The 24471-nt window shown below is 75.1% G+C and carries 16 protein-coding genes; 3 read left to right on the top strand and 13 right to left on the bottom strand.

Features of this window, described 5'->3' with window-relative positions; all coding sequences use genetic code 11:
- The first annotated feature begins 43 nt into the window (after nucleotides 1-43).
- Nucleotides 44-301, top strand: coding sequence for a mycoredoxin (locus OG618_RS23425; protein ID WP_329489505.1), 258 nt, complete (start codon nucleotides 44-46; stop codon nucleotides 299-301).
- 35 nt (nucleotides 302-336) lie between these two features.
- On the opposite strand, the gene OG618_RS23420 is transcribed toward OG618_RS23425, so the two are convergent.
- The 6 genes from OG618_RS23420 to OG618_RS23395 form a co-directional block, all read right to left on the bottom strand.
- The gene (locus OG618_RS23420) at nucleotides 337-1200 is read right to left on the bottom strand and encodes a GntR family transcriptional regulator (RefSeq protein WP_329489504.1); all 864 of its coding nucleotides are present in this window, start codon (nucleotides 1198-1200) and stop codon (nucleotides 337-339) included.
- Nucleotides 1201-1477: 277 nt separating this feature from the next.
- Entirely contained in the window at nucleotides 1478-2419 is a 942-nt protein-coding gene (gene nudC, locus OG618_RS23415; RefSeq protein ID WP_329489503.1) for an NAD(+) diphosphatase, read from the bottom strand.
- Between the two features lie 81 nt (nucleotides 2420-2500).
- Nucleotides 2501-3913, bottom strand: a complete 1413-nt coding sequence (locus OG618_RS23410) for a dipeptidase (protein ID WP_329489502.1) — start codon at nucleotides 3911-3913, stop codon at nucleotides 2501-2503.
- Nucleotides 3914-4052: 139 nt separating this feature from the next.
- A complete protein-coding gene (locus OG618_RS23405; RefSeq protein WP_329489501.1) occupies nucleotides 4053-6941 on the bottom strand; it encodes an ABC transporter permease in 2889 nt (962 codons plus the stop codon).
- The gene (locus OG618_RS23400; RefSeq protein ID WP_329489500.1) at nucleotides 6938-7711 is read right to left on the bottom strand and encodes an ABC transporter ATP-binding protein; all 774 of its coding nucleotides are present in this window, start codon (nucleotides 7709-7711) and stop codon (nucleotides 6938-6940) included. Before OG618_RS23400 ends, OG618_RS23405 begins: the two co-directional genes overlap by 4 nt.
- Nucleotides 7712-7784: 73 nt before the next feature.
- Complete coding sequence (locus OG618_RS23395; protein WP_329489499.1) at nucleotides 7785-8423, bottom strand: PadR family transcriptional regulator; 639 nt, start codon at nucleotides 8421-8423, stop codon at nucleotides 7785-7787.
- Nucleotides 8424-8499: 76 nt separating this feature from the next.
- On the opposite strand from OG618_RS23395, the gene OG618_RS23390 reads away from it, so the two are divergent.
- Nucleotides 8500-9471 carry an endonuclease/exonuclease/phosphatase family protein gene (locus OG618_RS23390; RefSeq protein WP_329489498.1) on the top strand — a complete coding sequence of 324 codons (972 nt, stop codon included), beginning with the start codon at nucleotides 8500-8502 and terminating at the stop codon, nucleotides 9469-9471.
- A gap of 22 nt (nucleotides 9472-9493) precedes the next feature.
- On the opposite strand, the gene OG618_RS23385 is transcribed toward OG618_RS23390, so the two are convergent.
- From OG618_RS23385 to OG618_RS23370, 4 genes are all read right to left on the bottom strand, one after another.
- Entirely contained in the window at nucleotides 9494-10684 is a 1191-nt protein-coding gene (locus OG618_RS23385; protein ID WP_329489497.1) for a PP2C family protein-serine/threonine phosphatase, read from the bottom strand.
- A 192-nt stretch (nucleotides 10685-10876) separates the two neighbouring features.
- Nucleotides 10877-14104, bottom strand: a complete 3228-nt coding sequence (locus tag OG618_RS23380; protein WP_329489496.1) for an ATP-dependent DNA helicase — start codon at nucleotides 14102-14104, stop codon at nucleotides 10877-10879.
- A gap of 77 nt (nucleotides 14105-14181) precedes the next feature.
- The gene (locus OG618_RS23375; protein ID WP_329489495.1) at nucleotides 14182-17499 is read right to left on the bottom strand and encodes an ATP-dependent helicase; all 3318 of its coding nucleotides are present in this window, start codon (nucleotides 17497-17499) and stop codon (nucleotides 14182-14184) included.
- A 113-nt stretch (nucleotides 17500-17612) separates the two neighbouring features.
- Nucleotides 17613-17957: an MGMT family protein gene (locus tag OG618_RS23370; protein ID WP_329489494.1), complete on the bottom strand. Its 345-nt coding sequence runs from the start codon at nucleotides 17955-17957 to the stop codon at nucleotides 17613-17615.
- Nucleotides 17958-18091: 134 nt separating this feature from the next.
- Here OG618_RS23370 and OG618_RS23365 point away from each other — a divergent pair, with 134 nt between their 5' ends.
- Nucleotides 18092-20923 (top strand): lysylphosphatidylglycerol synthase transmembrane domain-containing protein, encoded by a 2832-nt coding sequence (locus OG618_RS23365; protein ID WP_329489493.1) that lies wholly within the window; start codon nucleotides 18092-18094, stop codon nucleotides 20921-20923.
- Nucleotides 20924-20982: 59 nt separating this feature from the next.
- On the opposite strand, the gene moeZ is transcribed toward OG618_RS23365, so the two are convergent.
- The 3 genes from moeZ to OG618_RS23350 all read right to left on the bottom strand — a co-directional run bounded on the left by moeZ (nucleotide 20983) and on the right by OG618_RS23350 (nucleotide 24284).
- Nucleotides 20983-22161 (bottom strand): adenylyltransferase/sulfurtransferase MoeZ, encoded by a 1179-nt coding sequence (gene moeZ, locus OG618_RS23360; protein WP_329489492.1) that lies wholly within the window; start codon nucleotides 22159-22161, stop codon nucleotides 20983-20985.
- 264 nt (nucleotides 22162-22425) lie between these two features.
- Entirely contained in the window at nucleotides 22426-23451 is a 1026-nt protein-coding gene (locus OG618_RS23355; RefSeq protein ID WP_329489491.1) for an NAD-dependent epimerase/dehydratase family protein, read from the bottom strand.
- Nucleotides 23452-23540: 89 nt separating this feature from the next.
- Nucleotides 23541-24284, bottom strand: a complete 744-nt coding sequence (locus OG618_RS23350; RefSeq protein ID WP_329489490.1) for a hypothetical protein — start codon at nucleotides 24282-24284, stop codon at nucleotides 23541-23543.
- Nucleotides 24285-24471 lie beyond the last annotated feature (187 nt).

Here is a 24471-nt window from a genome sequence, read left to right as displayed (position 1 = left end):
CCTCCCAGAGACCGCACGCCCTCTTTCCCGAAGGAGCCCCTCGATGTCCGGCAGCGTGACGATGTACAGCACGACCTGGTGTGGGTACTGCAACCGACTCAAGAGCCAGCTGACCCGTGAAGGCATCGGCTACACCGAGATCAACATCGAGGAGGACCCGAACTCGGCGTCCTTCGTCGAGTCCGTGAACGGCGGCAACCAGATCGTGCCGACGGTGCTGGTGACGCCGGCGGGCGGCGGCGAGCAGGTCGTGATGACCAACCCGAGCCTGATGCAGGTCAAGAAGGCCCTGGCGGCCTGACCCGCGACGGCCCGCGGGGCCCGGGCCGGCGCACCTCAGGGGGCGTCGGCCCGGGCCGGGTCCACCGGCGCCGCGGGTGCGGGCAGCTGGGTCCGGGCGGCGAGGTCGCCGACGCCGTAGACCAGCCGGCTGCGGTCGGCGGAGTAGCGGGTCTCGATGACCCGGACGGGGCCGCGCCGGTCGTAGGTCACCCGGGTCTGGACCATCAGCGGCACTCCGGGGCCGCCCTGGAACCACTGCGCCTCCTCGGGGCCGGGCATCCGGGCCACCAGGTGGTCCACCGCCCCGATCTCGGTCCGGCCGAGCAGGGCGAGCACCGCCTCGTCCCCGCCGTCGATCTGGTCGGGCTCCATCAGCGGGGTGCCCGCGGCGAGGCCGGCCCGGTAGTGGCTCTCCTCGATCGAGTACGGCTCACGGTCCAGCAGCCGGAGCTGGCGGCGGACCACGATCGCCTCGCCGGGCCGGAGCCCGAGCCGCTCGGCGATGTCGACCCGGGCCCGGACGATCATCATCTCGAAGTCGACGGTGAGCTCCCGGCCGGCGTCGGCGGCCTCGCCGAGGTAGACGGCGGTGGGCACGGCCAGGCAGTCCCGCGGCCCGGCGAGCGGGTCGCGCGGCCCCGGCGGCGCCGGGGCCGGTCCGTAGGCGCGGTGGTCCAGGACGGGGTGCTCCCGGAGGTAGGTGCCCTTGCCCTGGAGCCGGACCAGCCGGCCCTCGTTGACCAGGACGTCGACGGCCAGCCGGACGGTGTTGCGGGCGACCCCGTACTGGCGCTCCAGTTCGCTCTCGACCGGGAGGGCGGCCCGGGCGGTGAATTCGCCCTCGGCGATCCGGCGGCGCAGATCGGCGGCGAGGCGCTGGTATTTGGGGGATTGGGTGGTGCCCCGGGGGATTGTCACCCGAGTGAATGTAGCGAGGGCGGTGACCCGGTTTCAGCCGATTCCGACAATGTCGACCCGGATCGGCGACGGCGGGCCCGCGGCGGGCGCCCTGGCCCGCCGGTACACGGCAGGAGGCGGCCCCTCCGGATACGAACGTCAGCGCGCCCGACCGGCGCGAAATCCGTCCGGACCACCCGTTCGGCCGCGCCGGGCCCCTGGATGACCGGCGCGACGGAGGGCACGAAACGAAATCAGGGGCGCGCGGCAATAAGCCGCACGCCCCTGATTGTCGGAATTACCAGCGCGCCGCCGAAGGCAGCCGCTCCCCGTACCAGAGTTCGACCAGGTGACGGGCGATCGAAATCCCGGACGGCGGCAGGATCTCGCCCGCCGCCATGCCGGCCCGCAGCTCCTCCCGGGAGAACCAGCGCGCCTCGGCCAGCTCCTCGCCGTCCACGGTGATGGCCGTCCCGTCCGGATCTGCCTTGCCCATGAAGCCCAGCATCAGACTGGACGGGAACGGCCACGGCTGGCTGGCCACGTAGGCGACCTCGGCCACCCGCACCCCGGCCTCCTCGAAGACCTCGCGGACCACGGCCTGCTCGATCGACTCGCCCGGCTCGACGAACCCGGCCAGGGTCGACCAGCGGCCCTCCGGCCAGAGCGCCTGCCGGCCCAGCAGGCAGCGGTCCTGCTCGTCGGTGATCATCATGATCACCGCCGCGTCGGTGCGCGGGTAGTGCTCGGCCGCGCAGGAGGTGCAGCGCCGGACGTGGCCGGCGCCGGCCTTCTCGGTCGGGTGCCCGCAGCGCGAGCAGAAGCTGTGCAGCCGGTGCCAGTGCTCCAGCGCGACGGCGTGCACCAGCAGCCCGGCGTCCCGGTCGGAGAGCATCCCCCCGACCTCGCGCAGCCCGGCCGGGCGGGCGTCGCCGTCGAGGCGCCCCGGCAGGCTCTCGCCGGCCAGCGCGAAGTACGACACCCCGTCCTCGTCGGTGCCGAGGAAGTAGCGGTCCCCGGTCTGCGGCGCCTCGAACGAGGGCATCAGCACCAGTTCGGTGCCCTGCCCGGTGTCCACCACGAACGCCTCGCCGCCGGCGATCGGCAGCACCTTGGTGGTCGGGTGGCTCCAGGCGGCCGCCAGCCAGGGCTCGTCGAACCGGTGCTGGGCCGCCCGGTCGACCCCGGCCCGGGCCAGTGCCGGGGGCAGCGGGCGTTCGGTCTCAGGCACGGTGCTCACTTCGTTCCATCCCCACGTGATGAATCATCCGGATGAGTGGTCTGTTCGCCAGGACGGGCCGCGGAGGGCGCCCCGCGGCCTTCACGCCGCCTCGCCGCCCGGCCGCCAGTTCTCGGCCAGGTCGGCCCAGAGGTAGGCGGTCGTCTCCACGCCCTTGGCCAGCAGGTCGAGCTCGACCTTCTCGTCGACCGAGTGCCAGCCGTCCGAGGGCACCGAGATGCCGAGGAAGAGCACCGGCGCGCCGAGCACGTCCTGGAGTTCGGCGGCCGGGCCGGAACCACCCTCCCGGGTGAACAGGATCCGCTGCCCGAAGGCCCGCTCCATCGCCCGGACGGTGGACCGCAGGGCCGGGTGGTCCAGCGGGGTCAGGCAGGGCCGGGTGGCGCCCGGGAACTCCAGCGCGTACCGGATGCCCTCGGGCACCCGCTGCGCCACCCAGGACCGGACGGCCTCCTGGACCCGCTCCACCTCCTGGCCGGCCACCAGCCGGAAGGAGAGCTTGAGGTGCGCCGAGGACGGCACGATGGTCTTGCCGCCGGGGCCGGTGTAGCCGCCCCAGATGCCGTTCACCTCGGCGGTCGGCCGGGCCCAGACGCGCTCCAGGGTGGAGTAGCCGGCCTCGCCGAGGGTGCCGTGCGACTTGGCGACCTTCAGCCACTGCCCCTCGTCGAAGGGCAGCTCGGCGAAGAGCTCGCGCTCGCGCGCGGTCAGCTCGACCACGCCGTCGTAGAAGCCCGGGACGGCCACCCGGCGGTCCTCGTCGTGCAGCGCGGCGGCCAGTTCGGCCGCGACCGCCGCCGGGTTGGGGACTGCGCCACCGAAGGAACCGGAGTGGATGTCGCTGTCCGGGCCGTAGAGGTCGATCTGGGCGTCGGCCAGGCCCCGCATGCCGGTGCAGACCGTCGGCGTGGTCTCGGACCACATCCCGGTGTCCGAGATGATCACCACATCGGCGGCCAGCCGCCCGGCCTCCCGGCGGACCAGCGCGGGGAAGTGCGGCGAGCCGGACTCCTCCTCGCCCTCGATCAGCAGCTTGAGGTTGACGGCCGGCGCGGTGCGCCCGGTGGCGGCCAGGTGGGCGCGGACCCCGAGCGTGTGGAAGAACACCTGCCCCTTGTCGTCGGCGGCCCCGCGCGCGAACAGCTGCCGGCCGACCACGGTCGGCTCGAAGGGCTCCGTCGCCCAGCCGTCCTCCTTGGCGGCGGGCTGCACGTCGTGGTGCCCGTAGACCAGGACGGTCGGCGCGGACGCGTCCCCCGACGGCCACTCGGCGAACACCGCCGGCAGGCCGTCCGTCTCCCAGACCTCGACCACCGGGAACCCGGTCCCGCCCAGCTTCGCGGCCAGCCACTCGGCGGAGCGGCGGACCTCCCCGGCCCGCTCGGGCTCGGCCGAGACGGAGGGGATGCCCAGCCAGTCGGAGAGGTCGGCCAGGAACTCGGCCTGGTGCCGGTCGATGAAGGAGCGGACGACGCTGTCCGGGGTTCTCGTCATACGGACGACTTTAGTTCGCCCGTGCGGGTGCCCGCCCCGGCCGTCCGGCCACCGGGCGCCGGACGGCCTGTAACGTCCGTCACCCCCGGCCGCACGGGGGCGGCGGCCGGGGGTGACGGGGGACACGGGGAACGCGCGGTCAGCCGGAGCGGCGCAGCAGCGAGATCCGCGAGCGGGTGAGCAGCGTGGCCAGCCCCACCGCGAGCAGCGGCAGGACGATCACGGTGGCGCCGATGTCGAGCCACGGGAAGACGATCACGCTGTGGTCGGCCGTCTCCTCGGGGGACATCCCCGGGTAGGAGACGGACACGCCCTCCACCTTGCGCAGGGCCACCGCCGGCACCACTCCGGCGACCACGCCGAGCAGGGTGCCCATCGCGGCGATCACCCCGCACTGGAAGCCGGAGAGGCTGCGGCGGATCCGCGGCGCGGCGCCGACCGCCGCGAGGGTGGTCAGGTCGCGCTGCGAGTCGGCGGCGGCGAGCCCGGTGGCGATGCCGGCGGCGCCGAGCGCGACCAGGGCGGCGAAGCCCGTCAGACCGAGGCTGACCAGGTCGTCGTTGGACCGGAAGCCGCGCTCGACCCCGAACTGGGTGCCGTCGGCGAGCTTGTCGATCGCCGCCGTCGCCTTCTGTTCGGCGCTGTCGGACGGCGCCTTGGCGGGCAGCCAGACCGAACCGGCGTCATGGGTGCCCAGCCCGAGCCGGCCGGCGGTCTCCGGGCTCACCAGCGCCTGGCCACCGGTCGGGACGACGGCGTGGAACAGCACCGCGTCGACGGCGATCTCGTGGCTGGGCGTGTCGTGCACGGGCGAGGCGTTCAGCTTGTTCGACTGCTCCTCGGCCGGCTCCGTCACGCTCACGACGAGCTTGCCGTCCTTGACGTAGTCGGCGTCGAACACGACGGCCTTGCCGGCGGCCAGCGCCTGGCCGGCGGCCGGGTCGTCCACACCGAACAGGTTGCGCAGCAGGGTGGAGTCCCCGGCGGCCACCGTGCTGAACGGGTTGACCCGGTAGGAGTGGTTCGCCCTGCAGCGCGCGTCCTCCTTGCGGAGCCGCTCGGCCTCGGCCGGAGCGATGGCCTCGCTGCCCTTGTCGAACAGCGGGCAGCGCAGCTCCTTCGGCAGCTCGGTGGTGACGTAGCCGCAGTTGCCGTGCGTCCGGTCGCAGTCGCCCTTGAGGCCGACCTCCTGCACGTCGGCGCGCCGGCCGAGGTCGGGGATGTTGCTCTCGACGGCGCCGCGCAGCTGGGGCAGCAGCTTCCCGTCGGCGGCCGAGCCCCAGCCGCTGCTCACCGTGACCGCGCCGGCCGGCGCTGCGGCGACGTACTCCCGGCGGTGCTCCTCATGGCTGCTGGCGGTGTAGATGCCGACGGCGACCGAGCCGGCGACGGCGGCCATCACCGCCGCGACGGCGGGGGCGGTGCGTCCGCGGTGGCGGACCGAGTCGCGCAGCGCGAGCCGGGGGCCGAGCGGCAGCCAGCGGCCGATCCGCCCGAACAGGCCGACCAGGTAGGGCGTCAGGGCGACCATGCCGAGTTCGGCGATCATCGAGCCGCCGAGCACGGCCGTACTGCGGTTGCCGAAGCCGCTGGTCGCGCCGAGCAGGGCGAGCGCGGCGCCGCCGGCCACCATCAGCAGGCCGAGCAGCGCGAGCTTGCGGCTCGGCGGCTTGAGCGAGTCGCGGCCGGTCAGCGCGGCGACGACGTCCTGCCGGGAGGCCTGGACGGCCGGGACGACGGCCGCGAGCAGACCGGTGACCAGGCCGATGCCCAGGACGCCGAGCAGGTCGAGCGGCTGGAGGTCGAAGTGGCCGAACCGCTCGCCGGCGTAGTTCTCGGCCTGGGTGCGCAGCACCGCGACCAGGCCGACGCCGACGGCCAGACCGAGGGCGGCGCCGGTGACTCCGAGCACGACCCCGCCGCCGAGGACGACCGCGCGGACGTCGGCCCGGTTACCGCCGCCGGCGGCGAGCAGACCGAGCTGGCGGCGGGAGCGCCTGGCCCCGACGGCGAAGGCGGGGCCCGCGAGGAGCACGATCTCCAGCAGCGCCATGCCGACCACGGTGGCGAGGATGACGACGGAGGTCCGGTCGAGGTAGGGGGTACCGCCGCTGCTCTGGCCCTTCTGGGCGTAGAGCGGCACCTCGGAACGGGCCGGCGGGTCGAGCAGCACGCTGCGGGAGGCGACGGTGAAGCCGTACTTGTTGAACTCGGTCACCTTGGGCCAGTCGATCGCGGCCCCGGCCGGGAGCTTGACCAGCCAGCGGGCGCTCTCCCCCAGCGCGGAGCGGCCGAGGCCCTTGTCGGCGCCGGGCAGCTTCATCAGCGGGTCGACCAGCGCGCCGGGGCGGGCGATCAGCCCGGTGGCCCGCAGGTCGCCGGGGTACTCGGCGACGGCCGTGATGGTGAAGGGGGTGGCCTCCAGACCGCGCGGGGAGGTGCGGTCGCCGATCCTGAGGCCGGAGCGGTCGAGGAAGTCCCGGGTGACGGCGACCTCGTGGCCGGCGCTCGGGGCGCGGCCCTCGACCACGTCGATCCGGCCCTTCCAGACCGGGTCGTTCAGGTCGGCCTCGGCGGTCCGCACGCTGAGCAGGCCCTGCACGGTGCTGGTGGGGACGTACGGGCCCTCGCGCAGCGGGACGAGCGTGGTGCCGGCCGGGACCAGCTGCTTGACCAGTTCGGCCGGCTCGGTGTCGAGGCTGCGGCGCTGCTCGGGCGTGTACTGGGGCCGGCCGTTCTCCACCTTGGCCTCGTCGGCGCCGGTGAGGTCGAAGGGCTGGTCCGGGTCCGGTGCCTGCAGGATGATCGAGCCGCGGTCGACCATGTGGATCTCGGCGTCGGACTGGCCCATGGTGCGGACGATCCGCTCGACGGGGTCGAGTTCGGCGCTGCGGAAGAACACGTCGGCGCCGGTGACGCCGAGCACGGGCAGCGCGACCATGGCGACCACGAGCGCGCTGCGGCCCTTGGCGCGCAGGGCGTCCCGTCGGGCGATCCGCAGGGCGACCCGCCAGGCGCTGAACCTCACTGCGCCACCGGGCCCTTCGCGTTGGTGGCTGCGGAGACCAGCAGGGTGCCGGCGTCCTGGCTGATGCTCTCGTCGACCATGCGGCCGTCGCGGAGGAAGACCACGCGGTCGGCCCAGGCGGCGTGCCGGGCCTCGTGGGTGACCATCATCGCGGCGGCGCCGGCGTCGCAGCGGGCGCGCAGCACGGCGAGGACGGACTCACCGGTGGTGGAGTCGAGGGCGCCGGTGGGCTCGTCGGCGAGGACGAGCCGGCGGTCGCCGATCAGCGCGCGGGCGATCGCGACGCGCTGCTGCTGCCCGCCGGACATGTCGTCGGGGAAGCGGTCGGCGAGCTCGGGGATGCCGAGCTCCTCCAGCGCGGTCATCGCCTCGCGGCGGGCGGCGCGGCCGGAGAGACCGTCGAGCTCGCGCGGCAGCGAGACGTTCTCGGCCGCGGTGAGGGCCGGGATCAGGTTGTAGTCCTGGAACACGTAGCCGACCGAACGGCGACGGACCTCGGCCAGCTTCTTGCGGTTGAGGCCGCCCAGGGCGGTGCCCTCGACCAGGACCCGACCGCTGCTCGGGGTGTCCAGCCCCCCGGCGAGCGTCAGCAGGGTCGACTTGCCGGAGCCGGAGGGCCCCATCACGGCGACGAACTCGCCGGGGTGCACCCGGAGGTCCACCCCGCGCAGCGCGTGCACCTCGGCCGCGCCCTGGCCGTGCACCCGGGTGACGTTGTCCAGGTGCAGCACCGGTTCGGTGCCGAGCCTGCTCGGATCGGTGTGGATCACACTTCCCCCTGCTGTTCTGGGCCCGGGATCGCGGATGGCGGCCGGGCCGTGGTTCGTGAAGTCCGTACGGGGTTCAGGCCCGGGTGCGGCGCCGCCCGCGCCGGACGACCTCGGGCTCGGCGGCGCGGGCCTCGGCGGCCCGGGCCTGTTCGATCTCGGCGTGCTGGGCGAGGCGGGTCTCGCAGTGGTCGAGCCAGCGGATCTCGGCCTCGGTCTGGAAGATCAGCTGTTCGAGGACGAGCAGCCAGGCGAGGTCGGCGCCGGGGGCGGCCGACGGGCCGGCGCCGCCGGGGCGGGCCTCGCCGGTCAGCGCGCGGGCCTTGAGCCGGGTGTAGTCCTGGAGCGCCTTGATGCTGTGCCGGCGCTGGCCCTGGACGACGGCGGGCACGTCCACCCCGGGGACGGTGACCGCCATGGCCAGCTTGATCGCCAGCTCGTCGCGCGGCGGGCTGGTCCGCGGCACCGGGGTGTCGAACCAGGTGCGCAGCTCCGCGCGTCCTGCTTCGGTGACCGCGTAGAACTGGTGCCCCTCCTCGTCCTCCCCCGCGGGCTCGACCAGGCCGTCGCGCTCCAGGCGGGACAAGGTGGTGTAGACCTGGCCGACGTTGAGCGGCCAGGTGGCACCGGTGCGCGCCTCGAACTCGGTACGCAGCTGGTAGCCGTAGCGCGGGCCCTGGTCGAGCAGGGCGAGCAGACCGTGACGGATGGACATACCGAGTATGTATACCCGGTATGCCCGGCGGGCTCAAGCGGCGCCCCCTCCCGGCGAGCGGGTACCGTCGTGCGGTGTGAGCCAGTTGCGCATCGCCACCTTCAATCTGTTGCACGGTCAGCCGCTCGCCCCGGACGGTGCTCCGCGGCCCTACCCCGCCGACGCCGGTGGACCGTTGGCGGAGGCGGTGGCCGCGCTGGACGCCGACGTGCTCGCCCTCCAGGAGGTGGACCGCTACCAGGCCCGCTCCGGCGGCACCGACCAGGCCGCCGTCGCCGCCAAGGCGATGGGCGCCGCGGACTGGCGGTTCGCCGCCGCGCTGCACGGGCGCCCGGCGCCGGTCGCGGGCTGGGTGCCGGAGCCCGCCGTCCCCGCCGGACTCCAGGTGTACGGGCCGAACGAGGTCGGCGACGACGCGCCGCCGTCGTACGGCACCGCACTGCTGACCCGGCTGCCGGTGCGGCACTGGCGGGCCCGGCGGTTCGCCCCGGCCCCGTTCGGGCTGCCGCTGCGGGTGGCCGGCCGGCGCGGGCTCACGCCCGTCCCGGACGAGCCGCGGGCCGCGCTGGCGGCCGTATTGGAGGGCGAGCACGGGCCGTTCACCGTGGTGGCGGCGCACCTGTCGTTCGTGCCGGGCTGGAACATGGCGCAGCTGGCGGGGATCCGGCGCTGGATCGCCGACCTGCCGCAGCCCTACCTGGTCCTGGGGGACTTCAACCTGATCGGCGCGGTGCCCCGGACGGTGCTGGGCGGGGCCACCGCGCTGGACCGGACGGCGCCCCGGGCGCGGGTGCGCGAACTGCGGGCGGCCCGGCGGGCCCGGCCGGCCCTGGTCGAGCCGCGCCGGCGGCGGGTGCGCGAGCCCCGGGCGCGGCTCCAGGGCTGGTACGACCTGGCCCGCACGCCCACCTACCCCTCGCACCGACCGGCCGTGCAGTTCGACCACGTGCTCGCGGTGGGCGTGCCGCGCACCGCGGTCGGCCCGGCGGCCGCCCCGCGGGCGGTGGTCTCGGACCACCGCCCGCTGGTGGTGGAGGTCGGCCTCTAGGCGGTCCGGCCGTGCCGGGCGGTCAGCTCCGGGGGTGCGTCAGCTGCCCGTTCTGGTGCGGCAGGTGCGGCTCCGGCCCGAGCGGGTCGTACTGGAGCAGCAGCATCGCCGCGTCGTCGCCGAGCTGGCGGCCGACGTGGCGGACCACGTCCTGGTGCAGGCGCCGCAGGACGTCCACCGGGTGGCCGTCCGCGCAGTGCGGCAGCCGCTCGGCGAGCGGGTAGAAGACGCCGGCCCGGTCCCGGGCCTCGATGACTCCGTCGGTGAACAGCAGGACGCGGTCCCCCTGCCGCAGCGGGACCTCGTGCACCGGCGGCCGGACGTCGACCGGGTCGAGGACGCCGAGCGGGGGCACCGTCTCGGCGAGCTCCAGCGGCCGGACCGGCTCGGTACCCCGCAGCAGCAGCGGCGACGGGTGGCCGCAGTTGACGATCTCGGCGGTGCCGTCGGGCCGGACCCCGATCAGCACCAGGGTGACGAACTCCTCCTCCACGCCGGGGTGCTCGTTCTCGTGCAGGGCCCGGTCGAGGCTCACCGCGAGCCAGCCCGCCACCCGGTCCAGCGCGGGCTCCTGGTGGGCGGCCTCCCGGAAGGCGCCGAGCACGGCGGCGGCGGTCTCCACCGCGCCGAGCCCCTTGCCCCGGACGTCGCCGACCACGGCCCGGACCCCGTGCCGGGTGTTGACCACCTCGTAGAGGTCGCCGCCGATCCTGGCGTGCGCGGCGGCGGCCTCGTAGTGGACGGCGGCCCGGACGGTGCCGACCCGCTCGGGGACCGGCCGCAGCAGCACCCGGCGGGCGATCGAGGCGACCAGCTGGGCGTCGGCCAGCGCCTTCTCCTGGCGCAGCCGCAGGGTGGCGCTGACCCAGCCGATCGCGGCGACCAGCACGACGGCGAAGACGGTGGCGCTGTGCACGGACTCGCCGAGCGAGTCGCTGCTGGCGGCCATCAGGAAGGCCACGGCCTCGGTGCAGAGGCCGATGGCGAGCGGGTACCAGGTACGCCGGCTGACCACGGCGGCCAGCGCGGGAACGGCGGTGAGGGCCGGCTCGACCGTCACCTCGGTGTTGCTGACGTAGTCGAGGGCCACGACCAGCGCCATGCCGATGAACGGCAGCGCGAGCGCCGTCCTCGGCCAGGTGCCGGTCGAGCCCGGAGCGGTCCCCGGGGCCGGCCCGGCGAACCGCTCTCTCATCCATCCGGTCGCGCTCAACTTCGGTCTCTCCAGCAGAAGACGCCGGTGCCCCGTGGGCACCCGCGGTGATGACTGAGGGTTGGGGAATGCGGGCCTCGCTGGCGGCCGGAGCACAGGGGTTGACCGGTTACCGACCCCACAATAGGCACGAAACGTGCACTACGCACAGGTTTCGCCCGCTGCCGTGATGACTTGAATGCTCTGCGTGACTCATTCTTCACTGTTCCCGATCAGGAGCCGTTCCAACTCTTTTCGGTCGGGAAGTCCTGCTGGTTGTTCGACCCGACCGCTGCGGACGTACAGGAAGGACGCCGTGACCTGCTCCGGCGGAACTCCCAACTGTTCGGCCCAGGCGACCCGGTAGACCGCGAGCTGGAGCGGATCGGCGGTCTCCTCGCGGTGCGTCTTCCAGTCCACCACTTCGTAGCGTGACGCGCCGCCGAATTCCGACCGGCCGTCATCTTCCCGGTAGACCGCATCGATCCGGCCGCGCACCACCCGGCCCGCCAGCACCAACTGGAACGGCGCCTCGACCCGGTAGGGCGTCCGGTTCGCGTAGGGCGTGCGCAGGAACGCCTCCTTGAGCCGCTCCAGGTCCTGCTCGTCCTCGATGCCGTCGTCGTCCGCGCCCGGCAGCGCGCCCGGCTCGATCAGCAGCAGCGGCTCGATCCGGGACTGCACCCAGGCGTGGAACCGGGTGCCCCGGCGGGCGGCCGGCTGCGGCGGCCGGGGCATCGGGCGGGCCAGGTCGTGCGCGAAGCCGTCCGGATCGGCGGCCAGCCGCTGGAGCTGGGTGGCGGACAGCGCGGCGGGCAGCGGCACCTCCCGGACGCTGCGCCGGGACCGCTCCAACTCGCCGACCAGCGCGGTGAGGTCGCGGTCCCAGGACTCGACCTGGCGGCGGTCCTCGGCGGCCATCGGCTCCGGTTCGGGGGCGGGCAGGCCGGCGAGGCGGCGGTGCACCACCTCGGCGACCCGGCGGCGGGCGTGCTGGGCCGCCGGATCCAGCGGCAGCGGCCAGGGCCGCTCGACGGGCGCGGCCAGCGCCGGGTTCTCGGCGCCCTTGGGCGGCTGCTCGGCCCAGTGTTCGAGCTCGCCGGCGCCGGGCCGCTCGCAGTGCGTCCGCAGCCGCTCCAGGAAGGCGGACGGGCCGCGCACGGTCTTCTGGCTGGGGCCCCACCAGTGCCCGGAGGCCAGCAGCAGCGACCGCGGCCGGGTGAAGGCGACGTAGCCGAGGCGCAGTTCCTCGGTGCCCGAGTGCTCGGCGAGCGCCGCCTTGAAGGCGGCCATGGACTTGCTGTTCCACCCGCCGCGCACATCGGGCAGGGTGGCCGCGTCGCCGCGCAGGGCGTGCGGCAGCACCCGCTTGACGCTGGTCCAGCGCTCGCGCGTGGTCGAGGACGGGAAGGCGCCCCTGACCAGCCCGGGAACGGCCACGACGTCCCACTCCAGGCCCTTGGACTTGTGCGCGGTGAGGACCTTCACGGTGTCCTCCCCGCCGGGCAGGCTGCTGTCCAGCCCGCGCTCGTACTCCTGGGCGGCGCGCAGGAAGCCGAGGAAGGCCGACAGGCCCGGGTCGCCGTCCAGGTCCGCGAAGCCGGCCGCGACGTCCAGGAAGGCGTGCAGGGTCTCCCGGCGGCGGGCGGCCAGTGCCTGGGGGGAGGCGGCGAGTTCGACCTCCAGGCCGGTGACCGCGAGCACCCGGTGCAGCACGTCCATCAGCGGCTCGGCGAGCGAGCGGCGCAGCTCGCGCAGCTCCCGGGCGAGCCGGGCGAAGCGCGGCCTGGCCTCTGCGGAGAACGGCAGCTCGTCGGACCGGTCGCCGTCCCCGCCGGACGCCGGGTCCAGGAAGGTCTCCAGCGCGTCGGCCAGCGAGACCACCTCGGTCGGATCGGCCTCGGCGACGGCCGCGGCCAGCGCCTCGACGCCCTCCGGCCGGGCGGTGCGCACCAGTTCGGCGGCGCGCCGGCCGAGCAGGGCGAGGTCGCGCGGGCCGATCCGCCAGCGCGGGCCGATCAGCAGCCGGACCAGCGCCGCGTTGGCGGTCGGGTCCTGCAGCACCTCGCAGGTCGCCACCAGGTCGGCCACCTCGGGCAGTTGCAGCAGGCCGCCGAGTCCGACCACCTCGACCGGCACGTCCCGGGCGACCAGCGCCGCGTGGATGTCGGGGAAGGCCGCGCCGCCCCGGCAGAGCACGGCGATCCGGCCCGGGGCGGTACCGGTGCGGACCAGGTGGGCGATCGAGTCGGCCAGCCAGTCGATCTCCTGCGCGTGGGTGGGCAGCAGCGCGGCCCGGACGTAGCCCTCCTGCTCGGCGCCGGGAGCCGGGCGCAGCGCCTCGACGCCCTCGTGCATCGCGCGCAGCGGTTCGGCCAGCTCGTTGGCGAAGGCGAGCAGCCGCCCGCCGCTGCGGCGGTTCTCGCTGAGCGAGTACCGGGCCGCCCCGGAGCCGTCGGCCTTCGGGAAGTGCCGGGGGAAGTCGTCCAGGTTGGCGACCGAGGCGCCGCGCCAGCCGTAGATCGCCTGGCAGGGGTCGCCGACGGCGGTGACGGGGTGGCCGGTGCCCCGCCCCTCGGGGCCGGCGCCGTACAGGCCGGCCAGCATCAGCCGCTGCGCGACCGAGGTGTCCTGGTACTCGTCGAGCAGCACCACCCGGTACTGGGCCCGGAGCAGCTCGCCGACCTCGGGGCGCTGCTGCGCGAGCCGGGCGGCGGCGGCTATCTGGTCGCCGAAGTCCATCAGCCCGGCCGCGGCCTTGCGCCGCCGGTACTCCTCGACCAGGCGCAGCAGCTCCAGCCGGGCCCGGGCGGTGACCGGCACGGCCCGCAGGTCGTCGTTGCCGAGCCGGACGGTGGCGAGGGTGTCGAGCAGCTCCTCGTCGAAGGCGCGCAGCGCGTCCGGCTCGACCAGGTGCTCGGCGAGCTCGCCGTCCAGCGCGGTCAGGTCGGCGACCAGGTTGCTGAAGGTCCCGGTGAGCGCCGGGAAGGGACCGCGCGCGGTGCGCAGCACCTTGGCGGCGAGCTGGAAGCGGGTGGCGTCGGCGAGCAGCCGGACGTCCGGCTCGATGCCGATCCGCAGGCCGTGCTCCTTGAGCAGGCGGCCGGCGAAGGCGTGGTAGGTGGAGATCTCCGGCTCGCCGAGCGCCTCCTCGTCCGGTTCGGCCACGCCGCCGAGCCGCAGGGCCGCGCGGACGCGTTCGGCGAGCTCCCCGGCGGCCTTGTTGGTGAAGGTGAGGCCGAGCACCTCCTCCGGGCGGACGGCCCCGGACCCGACCAGCCAGACCACCCGGGCGGCCATCACCGTGGTCTTCCCGGAGCCCGCCCCGGCGACGATCACGGCCGGCTCCAGCGGAGCCCCGATGGCCGCCATCTGCTCCCGGTTGAACGGGATGCCCAGCAGCTCCTTGAGCTGGTCGGGGTGGCTGAGCGCGGCGGTCACCCCGCAACGTTAACGGGCACCGCCGACAGTCCGGGCCCCTCGCCCGGCCCGCTGTGGCCACCCCCACACCGCGGCGCTCACTCCACCACCTGGGCGCCGTCACGCTGGGCCGAGCAACTGCGACGGAAGGTGCAGCGGTCGCAGCCGCCGCCGGTCCGCGGCACGAAGCGCTCGGCGAGGACCCGCCCGGCGGCGTCGGCCAGCAGGTTCTCGATCCACGGCTCGCCGTCCGGCGGGTCCTGGCGCTGCACCTTGGGCGCCTCCGGGGCGCCCTTGTCGGGCTTGCGCAGCTGCACCAGCTCGGCCCCGCCGGAGTCGGGGACCCGGCCCTCGAACCCGGGCAGCTCGTTGAGCGCCCCGGCCCGGACGGCGAGCTGGTAGACCGCGAGCTGCTTGTGCTCGGGCAGCGACTTGTCGGTCGGCGCCTCCTTGCCGGTCTTGAAGTCCACCACGTAGGCCCGCCCGGCGTCGTCCTTCTCCACCCGGTCCATCGAGCCGCGGATCCGCACCGAGACGCCGCCGACGTCCAACGTGACGTCGAAGCCGTGCTCGGTGGCGACCACGTCGCGGCCGCGCTGCAGGACGTGCCAGTTCAGGAACCGCTCCAGGGCGGCCCGGGCCTCGGTCTTCTCCTGCTGGGACTTCCAGGGCGCGTCGAAGGCCAGCGCGTCCCAGACCGTGTCCAGCCGCTCCATCAGCACGGCGAGGTCGGCGGGGGTGCGGCCGGAGCCGACCTCGTCGGCGAGGGCGTGCACCACGTTGCCGAAGCCCTGGGCGGCCGAACCGGCGCCGCGCGCCTTGACCTCCTTGTCCAGGAACCACTGCAGCGAGCAGTTCTCCAGCTGCTCCAGGCCGCTGCCGGAGAGCCGGACCGGCAGCTCGGCGCTGCGCAGCGGCTCGGGGGCGGCGGTGGCGTCGTCCAGGCCCCACCAGCGGTCCGGGTGGGCGGCCGGCACCAGCGGCAGGCCGTCCTCGTCGGCGGCCAGCGCCAGGGTGGCGAGCCGCTCGGCGGCGGCGCGGCGCAGCTCGGGCGACCGGGCCGGGTCGACGGTGACCGCGCGCAGCTCGGCGACCAGCGCGGGGACGGACAGCGGGCGGCGCGGGCGGTGGGTGACGTCCTCGACGGTGACCGGCGGGGTCCGGCGCAGCACCTTGCCGGTCCGCGGGTCGACGTCCTCGCGGTAGAGCTCGCGCAGGAACCGGGACGGCTCGTCGCCGTCGTCGGCGGGGGCCTTGACGGCGGTGACGATCAGCCGCTCCTTGGCGCGGGTGGCGGCGACGTAGAAGAGCCGGCGCTCCTCGCCGAGCAGGGCGGCCGGGGAGAGCGGCTCGGCCAGGCCGTCGCGGCCGATCCGGTCGGCCTCCAGCAGCGAGCCGCGGCGGCGCAGGTCGGGCCAGAGGCCGTCCTGGACGCCGGCCACCACGACCACCCGCCACTCCAGGCCCTTGGAGCGGTGCGCGGTCATCAGCCGGACGGCGTCCGGGCGGACGGCCCGCACGGTGAGGGTGTCGGCCGCGATGTCCTGGGCCTCCAGCTCGGCGAGCAGGTCGAGGGCGCTGCGGTGGCCGGTGACCTGCTCCTCGGCGCGGGCGGCGGTCTCGAACAGGGCGCAGAGCGCGTCGAGGTCCCGGTCGGCGTTGCGGCCGGCCGCGCCGCCGCGCAGCGCCGCCCGCTCCAGGCGCTCGCGCCAGCGCCGGCTGCCGTCCCAGAGCTCCCAGAGCGCGTCCTCCGCGGTGCAGCCGCCGGCCAGCCGCTCGCGGACCTTGCGCAGCAGGGTGCCGAGGTCGCGGGCGCGCCGGGCGTGCGAGGGGTCGAGGGCGATCAGCCGCTCGGGCTCGGCGAGGGCCTCGCGGATCAGCTCCTCGGCCGCGCGGGGCACCGCCGCCGCCCGTCCGTCGGCGCGCAGCGCGGCGCGCTCCTCCTCGCGCAGGGCGCGGCCGAGGCGGCGCAGGTCGGAGCCGTCCAGGCCGCCGAGCGGGCCGGTGAGCAGGGTGTGCGCGAGCTCGGTGGTGAGCGGGTCGGGGCCGGCGGCGCGGTCGTGCTTGTCCCGGGCGGCCTGCTCGGCGCAGACCCGCAGGGCGAGCAGCAGCTGGGCGACGGCGGGCTCCTCGCGCAGCGGCAGGTCGTCACCGTCGATCTCCAGCGGGACGCCGGCCGCGCCGAGCGCCCGCCGCACCCCGGGGATGGACCGGCCGCCGGCCCGGACCAGGACGGCCATCTCGCCCCACGGCACGCCGTCCTCCAGGTGGGCGCGGCGCAGCAGGTCGGCGATCGAGTCCAGTTCGGTGCCCGGGGTCGGGTAGGTGTACACCTCGACCCGGCCGCCCTCGCGGGACGGCAGCAGGGCCCGGTGCTGGGCGAGCTTGTCGGCCGGCAGCCGGCCCATCGGCATCCGCCGGGCCAGCTCGCGGGAGGCGGCGAGCAGTACGGCGCCGGAGCGGCGGGAGACCCGCAGCACCTTGACCTCGGCCGGGCCGCCGCCGGCTTGCCGGAAGGTCTGCGGGAACTCCAGGATGCCGTTGATGTCGGCGCCGCGGAACGCGTAGATCGACTGGTCCGGATCCCCGACGGCGACCAGCTCCCGCCCGCCGCCGGCGAGCTGGCGCAGCAGCCGGACCTGCGAGGGGTCGGTGTCCTGGTACTCGTCGACGAAGACCACCTCGTAGCGCTGCCGCAGCCGTTCGCCCACCTCGGGGCGCTCGGCCAGCAGCACCGCGCGGTGGACCAGCTCGGCGTAGTCGAGCACCCCGCGCAGGTCCAGGACGTCCAGGTAGTCGGCCAGGAAGTGGGCGGCGGCCGCCCAGTCGGGGCGCTGCACGCCCTCGGCGAACCGCCGCAGCTCGGCCTCGCCGAGGCCGAGCTCCCGGCTGCGGGCGAGCACGGCGCGGACCTCGTCGGCGAAGCCGCGGGTGGTCAGGCAGGCCCGGAGGTCGAGCGGCCAGTCGATCCGGCCCCGGCCCCCGCGGGCGTCCTCGGCGCCGCCGGCCAGCAGCTCGCGGACCATGACGTCCTGCTCGGGGCCGGAGAGCAGCCGCAGCGGCTCGGCGTAGTCCTGAGGGTCCTGGTGGGCCCGGAGCAGCGCGTAGCAGAAGGAGTGGAAGGTGGTGGCCTGCGGGGCGGGGGCGGAGGCGCCGAGCCGGCCGGACATCCGGTCGCGCAGTTCCATCGCGGCCTTGCGGCTGAAGGTCAGCACCAGGATCCGCTCGGGGTCGGTGCCGCGCTCGATCCGCCGGGCGACGGCCTCTACCAGCGTGGTGGTCTTGCCGGTCCCGGGCCCGGCGAGCACCAGCAGCGGGCCGCCCGCGTGCTCCACCACGGCGCGCTGGTAGTCGTCCAGCACGGGCGGGGCGGGGAGCGCGAGGGGGCTTCGCACCAGACGGTAGGGGGAGCTCACGGACGTCCTGGGGGTCGTGCTTCGGGCAACGGCGGACGGGCCCGCGGCGGGGCCCGTCCGTATCGAGCCTACGATCCTGCCCCGTCATTCCCGTCCTCGCACCCGGTTCGGCGCTACCGGCCGTCCCAGCGGGCCCGCTTCAGGTCGACCCGGGGCGGGTCGGCGAGTTCGCGCAGCGGGGTGCCCTCCTCGCCGTACCGGGCGAGGGCGCGGTGCTCGTGTCTGGGCAGGAACCGGCCGTCCGCGCGGACCACCCGCCACCAGGGCACCGAGCCGCCGTACAGGGCCATCACCCGGCCGACCTGGCGGGGGCCGCCCTGGCCGAGGTACTCGGCGACGTCCCCGTAGGTCATCACCCGGCCGGGTGGAATCCGCTCGGTCAGGTCGAGAACCAGTTCGGCGAAGGGCGGCAGGCCGCCCGGTCCGGCGTCGTCGGTAGCGTCCGTCACCTGCGGCATTCTTCCTCACCGGCCCGGGCGCGCGGCCCGGTGGGCATGATCCGCCGCGCCCGATCCGGCCCCTGTCCAGCACGGGGCGCCGCGGCATGCCACCATCTTCGGGGCGGTGAGTGGTGATACGAGGACAAGACCAGATGACCGGGACGGCTGACGTGGGCGAGGGCGAGGACTCCGACGAGTCTTCCGACACCATGCCCGCAGGCCCCGGTGGAGAGCCCGCCGCCACGCCGACACCCGAAGTCTCCCTGATCAAGGACCGGACGATCAAGACCCCGCAGCCGACCGAACCCGGAGCCGTCCCCGGAGCCGGGGCGCCCGGACCGGCCCCGGCCGGCGTCCCGGCCCAGCAGCCCGAGCCGCCCGCCGTCCCCGAGCCGTCCCCGGTACCCCAAGAGCCGCCCGCGGCACCCGAGGAGCCCTTCCTGGTACCCGAGGGGCAGGAGCGGCCGCAGGAGCAGGCGGGGTACGAGGGGTACGACCCGCTGGACGACACCCCCTACCTGGACGTCGACGAACCGCTGCTCGCCGCCCGCGCGCACCGCCCGTCGGACCTGATCCGCTTCCTGGCCGGCGTCCTCGGCATAGTCGCCGTGTTCGTCCTGGCCGGGGTGGCGACCTCGACCACCACCGGCATCGAGCTGGACATCGCCTCCAACGCGCCGCGCTTCTCCCCGGTGCTCGCCACCATCACCGGCCTGGTCTCCAGCGTCGCGGTGCTCGCCGTCCCGCTCGCCTTCGCGGTCGAGCGCCTGATCAAACGCGACGGTCTGCGGGTCGCCGACGGCGTCCTCGCCTCGGTGCTCTCCTACGGCGTCTCGCTGGGCATCGACTGGTGGGTGGCCGAAGGCGCCTCCGAGCACATCCGGGACGCCCTCACCCGGCTGCCGATGGACAGCAACGGCACCCTCACCGACCCGGTGCACGGCTATCTGGCGCCGGTGATCGCCTACATGACCGCGGTCGGCATGTCGAGCCGGCCGCGCTGGCGGGTCGCCCTCTGGGTGGTGGTGGTCTTCAGCGGGCTCACCGAGCTGCTCGGCGGCTACACCACCCCGCTGTCCCTGCTGCTCACCGTGCTGATCGGCTGGTCCGTCGCGTACGGCACGCTGTACGCGATCGGCTCGCCCAACATCCGGCCCACCGGCCAGCACCTGATGATCGGCCTGCGCAAGGTCGGCTTCACCCCGGCCAGCGCCCACCGCGCCCCCGACGCCCCCGGCGGCACCCGCCGCTACTACGTCGGCCAGCAGAGCGGCCCGCCGCTGGACGTCCACATCATCGACCGCGAGCAGCAGGCCTCCGGCTTCTTCTACCGCGCCTGGCGGCGGCTGCGGCTGCGCTCGGTGGCCGTCCGCCGCAGCCCGCAGTCGCTGCGCCAGGCGCTGGAGCAGGAGGCGCTGATCGCCTACGCGGCCGCCGCCTCGGGCGCCCACTCGCCGCAGCTGGTGGCCACCTCCGAGCTGGGCCCGGACGCCGCGATCCTGGTCTACGAGAACGTCGAGGGCCGCATCCTGGACGACCTCTCGGACGAGGAGGTCACCGACCGGGTGATGGCCTCGCTCTGGGAGTCCGTCGCCGCCCTGCACGAGCGCCGGATCGCGCACCGCCGGCTGACCGGCGAGTCGCTGCTGGTGGTCGACGAGAAGGCGGCCTGCCTGGTCAACCTCTCCGGCGGCGACATCGCCGCCACCGATCTGACGCTGCGCATCGACGTCGCCCAGTTGCTCACCACCTTCGCCCTGCGGATCGGCCCGGAGCGGGCGGTCGCGACCGCGAACGCCGTCCTCGGCGCCGAGCGGGTCGCGCAGGCGCTGCCGCTGCTGCAGCCGGTCGGGTTGAGCCGCTCCACCAGGGTCGACCTGAAGAAGCTCACCAAGGAGCGCAAGACCGCCGCCCGGGCCCAGGCGCTGGAGCAGGTCGCCGCCGGCGAGCGCACCCAGCAGCAGGCCGAGGAGGACATCGCGGTCGCCGGGGAGGACCTGCTCAGCCGGATCCGCGGCCAGATCCTCCAGATCGCCCCCGAGGCGCCGACCGAGACGGCCAAGCTGGAGCGGCTGAAGCCGAAGAGCCTGATCATGGTGATCGCGCTCACCTTCGCCGCCTACCTCGCGCTGACCACCATCAAGCCGGCCCAGCTCAAGCTCTCCCAGATGGACTGGGCCTGGGCGGCCGTGGCGCTCGCCGCCGCCGCGTTCAGCTACGTCGCCGCCTCGATGAGCCTGACCGGCTTCGTCCCGGAGAAGCTGCCGTTCCGCCGCACCGTGGCGGCCCAGCTGGCCGGCTCCTTCGTCAAGCTGGTCGCGCCGGCCGCGATCGGCGGCATCGCGCTGAACACCCGCTACCTGCAGAAGGCCGGGATCCGCTCCGGGCAGGCGGTCGCCTCGGTCGGCGCCTCCCAGCTGGCCGGCCTGGCCGGGCACCTGCTGCTGCTGTTCAGCTTCGGCCTGATCACCGGCAGCCAGACCAACGGGGACCTCTCGGCCTCCCGCGCGGTGATCATCGGCGTGCTGACCGCCGCCGTGCTCGCCCTGGTGGTCGCGGCCGTCTCGCCGCTGCGGCGGTTCGTGCTGAACCGGCTGCGCTCGCTGTTCTTCGGCGTGGTGCCGCGGATGCTCGACCTGATGCAGACGCCCAGCAAGCTGGTCACCGGCTTCGGCGGGATCCTGCTGCTGACGCTCTCCTTCACCGCCTGCCTGGACGCCTCGGTGCAGGCCTTCGGCGGCAGCATCAGCTTCTCGGCGGTCGCGGTGGTCTTCCTGACCGCCAACGCGGCCGGCTCGGCCATCCCCACCCCCGGCGGCATCGGCCCGGTCGAGGTCGCCCTGATCGGTGCGCTCACCGTCGCCGACGTGCCCCCGACGATCGCCACCCCGGCGGTCTTCCTCTACCGGGCGCTCACTTTCTGGCTGCCCGTGCTACCCGGCTGGATCTCCTACAACATGCTCCAGCGCAAGGGCGCCCTGTAGGGCTCCCGGTACGCGCAAAGGGCCCGCCGGATCGCTCCGGCGGGCCCTTCCCGCGTCTGCTAGTAGACCGGCTTGTGCGGCTCGACCTGGTTCACCCAGCCGAGCACGCCGCCGCCGAGGTGGACGGCGTTGGAGAACCCGGCCGCCTTCACCACGGCCAGCACCTCGGCCGAGCGGACGCCCGACTTGCAGTGCAGGACGATCTTCCGGTCCTGCGGCAGCGACTCCAGCGCATTGCCCATCAGGAACTCGTTCTTCGGGATCAGCACCGCGCCGGGGATGTTGACGATCTCGTACTCGCCGGGCTCGCGGACGTCGATCAGGAAGATGTCCTCCTTGTCGTCCTGCCACTGCTTGAGCTGCTTCGAGGTGATCGTCGAACCGGCGGCGGCGGCCTGGGCCTCCTCCGACACGACGCCGCAGAAGGCCTCGTAGTCGATCAGCTCGGTGACCGTCGGGTTCTCGCCGCAGAGCGCGCAGTTCGGGTCCTTGCGGACCTTCACCTGGCGGTAGTTCATCTCCAGGGCGTCGTAGATCATCAGCCGGCCGACCAGCGGCTCGCCGACACCGGCCAGCAGCTTGATCGCCTCGGTGACCTGGATCGAGCCGATGGACGCGCAGAGCACGCCCAGCACGCCGCCCTCGGCGCAGGACGGGACCATGCCCGCCGGCGGGGCCTCGGGGTAGAGGCAGCGGTAGCACGGGCCGTGCTCGGCCCAGAACACGCTGGCCTGGCCGTCGAAGCGGTAGATCGAGCCCCACACGTAGGGCTTGCCGAGCAGCACCGCGGCGTCGTTCACCAGGTACCGGGTGGCGAAGTTGTCGGTCCCGTCGACGATCAGGTCGTAGCCGGAGAAGATCTCCATCACGTTGTCGTTGTCGAGGCGCTCCTCGTGGAGGATCACGTCCACGTAGGGGTTGATCTCCTTGACCGAGTCCCGCGCCGACTCGCCCTTGGAGCGGCCGATGTCCGACTGGCCGTGGATGATCTGCCGCTGCAGGTTGGACTCGTCCACCACGTCGAACTCGACGATGCCGAGCGTGCCCACGCCGGCGGCGGCGAGGTACATCAGCGCGGGCGAGCCCAGGCCGCCGGCGCCGACGCACAGCACCTTGGCGTTCTTCAGCCGCTTCTGCCCGGCCATGCCCACGTCGGGGATGATCAGGTGGCGGGAGTACCTGCGGACCTCGTCGACGGTGAGCTCGGCGGCCGGCTCGACCAGGGGTGGCAGCGACACGGGGACTCCGATGGTCGTCGGTTCAGGTGGCCAGGGGCCGACCTCTAGTGGCTTCACGCTCCGCCACCGCGGTGGCTCAGCTAGGCCAACAGTGTCATGCCGCCCCGGTATTCCGAGACAGCCCGTCCGACTGGCGAGACAGCCGGCCTCGGATGCTGGGACCGCCCACCGGAGCCCCCCGGGGCGGCGGACGACGGGCGCCCGGGAGCGCCGCGGCCCGCCTCAGCGGGGCCGTCGCGCACCCGGGCACCACGGGCCGGCGGGTCAGACCCGGCAGGCGGTCTCCAGCCAGACGTCACCCAGCGACTCCTCCAGCGGCACCTGTGTCCGCCAGCCGAGACGGTCCCGGGCGGTCCGCACGTCCGCCTGGCGCCACGGCACCGGCTCGCCCGCCGGGCCCCGCCCCTCGGCCGGCCGTGCCTCCGCGGGCCGGTGGTACGGGCCGCCGTGCTGGCCCGCGTGCCGGTCGACGTGCCGGTCCGCGTGCCGGTCGACGTGCTCGACCGGCCCGCCGGCCTGCGCGGGGAGCAGCACCGGCCGGTTCTCCTCCACGATCGCCCCCTCGAAGCCCGAGGCCCGGACCAGCAGCTGGGCCGCCTCGCGGGCCCGGACGGCGTGCCCGCTGCCGATGTTGATCACCCCGGTGGCCGCCGACACCGCCGCCGCCTGGATCGCCCGGGCGACGTCCCGGACGTCGACGAAATCCCGGTATCCGGACAGGTCCGGCATCCGCACCTGCGACTCCTCGCGCTCCAGCGCCCGGCGCAGCCCCTCGGCGAGCCGCCCGAACAGCGAGGCCGTCGGCGCCCCCGGCCCCACCACGTCGAACACCCGGAGCACCGCCGCGTCCAGCCCGGAGGCCAGCACCAGCTCCGTCCCGGCGAGCTTGGAGACCCCGTACGGACCGACCGGACGCGGCTCGGCGCCCTCCGAGACCGGGACCCCGCCCGGCACCGGCCCGTACTCGGCCGCCGAGCCGACGTGCACCAGCCGGGCCGGCTCCCGACTGCGCCGGATCGCCTCGCAGACCGTGGCGACGGCCAGCGTGTTCGCCCGGATCAGCGTCCGCGAGCTGCCGTAGGTGGCGCCCGCGCAGTTGATCACCACCTGGGGCGCGACCGCGTCCAGGAACCGGGCGAGCGCGCCCGGACTCCCGGTGGTCAGGTCGAAGCGGATGTCGGCCGAGTCGCGCCGGCCGAGCACCGTCACCTGCAACTCCTGGTCCACGAGCAGACGATCGGTGACCCGGCGGCCGATAAAGCCGTCGGCGCCCAGCAGCAGCACCCTCATCGGGGGTGTCCTTCCACGAAGCGAGGTCGGGTACGACCTGGCGGACAGAGTGAACAACGGGGAGGTCGAACGGTTCGGTGGGGCCGGGCTCAGCGGTGCGTGTCGGCCCGGTCGAGCACCGGCCAGGCGTACGCCAGCAGGGCGAGCGCGACCGCGCCTCCGCCGAGCAGCCAGGCCGTCGGCGCGGAGCGGCCCAGGAGGAGCGGCGCCGCGACGGCGGTCGGCCCGGCGAGCGCGCCCAGCGCGGCGGCGGCGGTCCGGCCGGACCGGGCCAGCAGCGCGGGCAGCACCAGCAGCAGCCCGAGCACACCCTGCGCCGCCCACTGGGCGGGGTCGGCCCGCTCGGCCACCAGGTGGGGCAGTCCGCCGCCGTGGCCCGGCCCGGGCCGGGGCGCCACGGCCGTCAGCACCGCGAGGGCGGCGAAGGTCAGGACCGCGAGGACGGCCAGGTGCAGGGCGACGGCCACCGGCAGCACCGGCCGCATCCGGGCCCGGAACTCGGCGAGGGTGCCCGCCACGCACAGGTGGCCGCGGGCGATGTGCCGGAACCACCGCGCCGCCCACTCGGCCGACCCGGCCGACAGCGCCGCGGCCAGCACCAGCGCGGCCGTCACCCGGGTGTCCCCGGTGCCGGACGCCCCGAACCCGGCGCCGACCCCGGCCAGCGGGAGCAGCAGCAGGGCGGCCACCCCGCACCCGTGGCCCAGCCCGGCCGGCCGCAACCGCCGGGCCCGCGGGCCGGGGCCCCCGGCGGACGGTCCGAGCCCGGCGTCCGGCAGGTCGACGGCCGGGGCGCCGGCCGCGGCCCGGTCGGCCCGCCCGGAGGCGGACACCGCCGACCCCAGCGCGAGCACGGCGGCGGCCGAGCAGCAGCACCGGCCACCGACCGGCCGCCCCGACGGCGGCCCCGACCGGTGGCACGGCCAGCGCCGCCGCCCGGAGCGCCGCACCCCACCGGCGCGGCCGGTGGCCGTCCGGCACCGCCGCCGGGTCCGGCGGCGGACGGCGCGGCACCCGGGC

The sequence above is a fragment of the Kitasatospora sp. NBC_01246 genome, from assembly GCF_036226505.1.
In the GTDB taxonomy this organism is placed as follows: Bacteria; Actinomycetota; Actinomycetes; order Streptomycetales; family Streptomycetaceae; genus Kitasatospora.
This window is presented reverse-complemented; position numbering and strand designations above follow the sequence as displayed.

Coding starts and splice junctions, on each gene's coding strand:
- OG618_RS23425 (WP_329489505.1), top strand. CDS start 44: ATGTCCGGCAGCGTGACGATGTACAGCACGACCTGGTGTGGGTACTGC.
- OG618_RS23410 (WP_329489502.1), bottom strand. CDS start 3,913: ATGACGAGAACCCCGGACAGCGTCGTCCGCTCCTTCATCGACCGGCAC.
- OG618_RS23395 (WP_329489499.1), bottom strand. CDS start 8,423: ATGTCCATCCGTCACGGTCTGCTCGCCCTGCTCGACCAGGGCCCGCGC.
- OG618_RS23370 (WP_329489494.1), bottom strand. CDS start 17,957: ATGCCGCAGGTGACGGACGCTACCGACGACGCCGGACCGGGCGGCCTG.
- OG618_RS23365 (WP_329489493.1), top strand. CDS start 18,092: ATGACCGGGACGGCTGACGTGGGCGAGGGCGAGGACTCCGACGAGTCT.
- OG618_RS23355 (WP_329489491.1), bottom strand. CDS start 23,451: ATGAGGGTGCTGCTGCTGGGCGCCGACGGCTTTATCGGCCGCCGGGTC.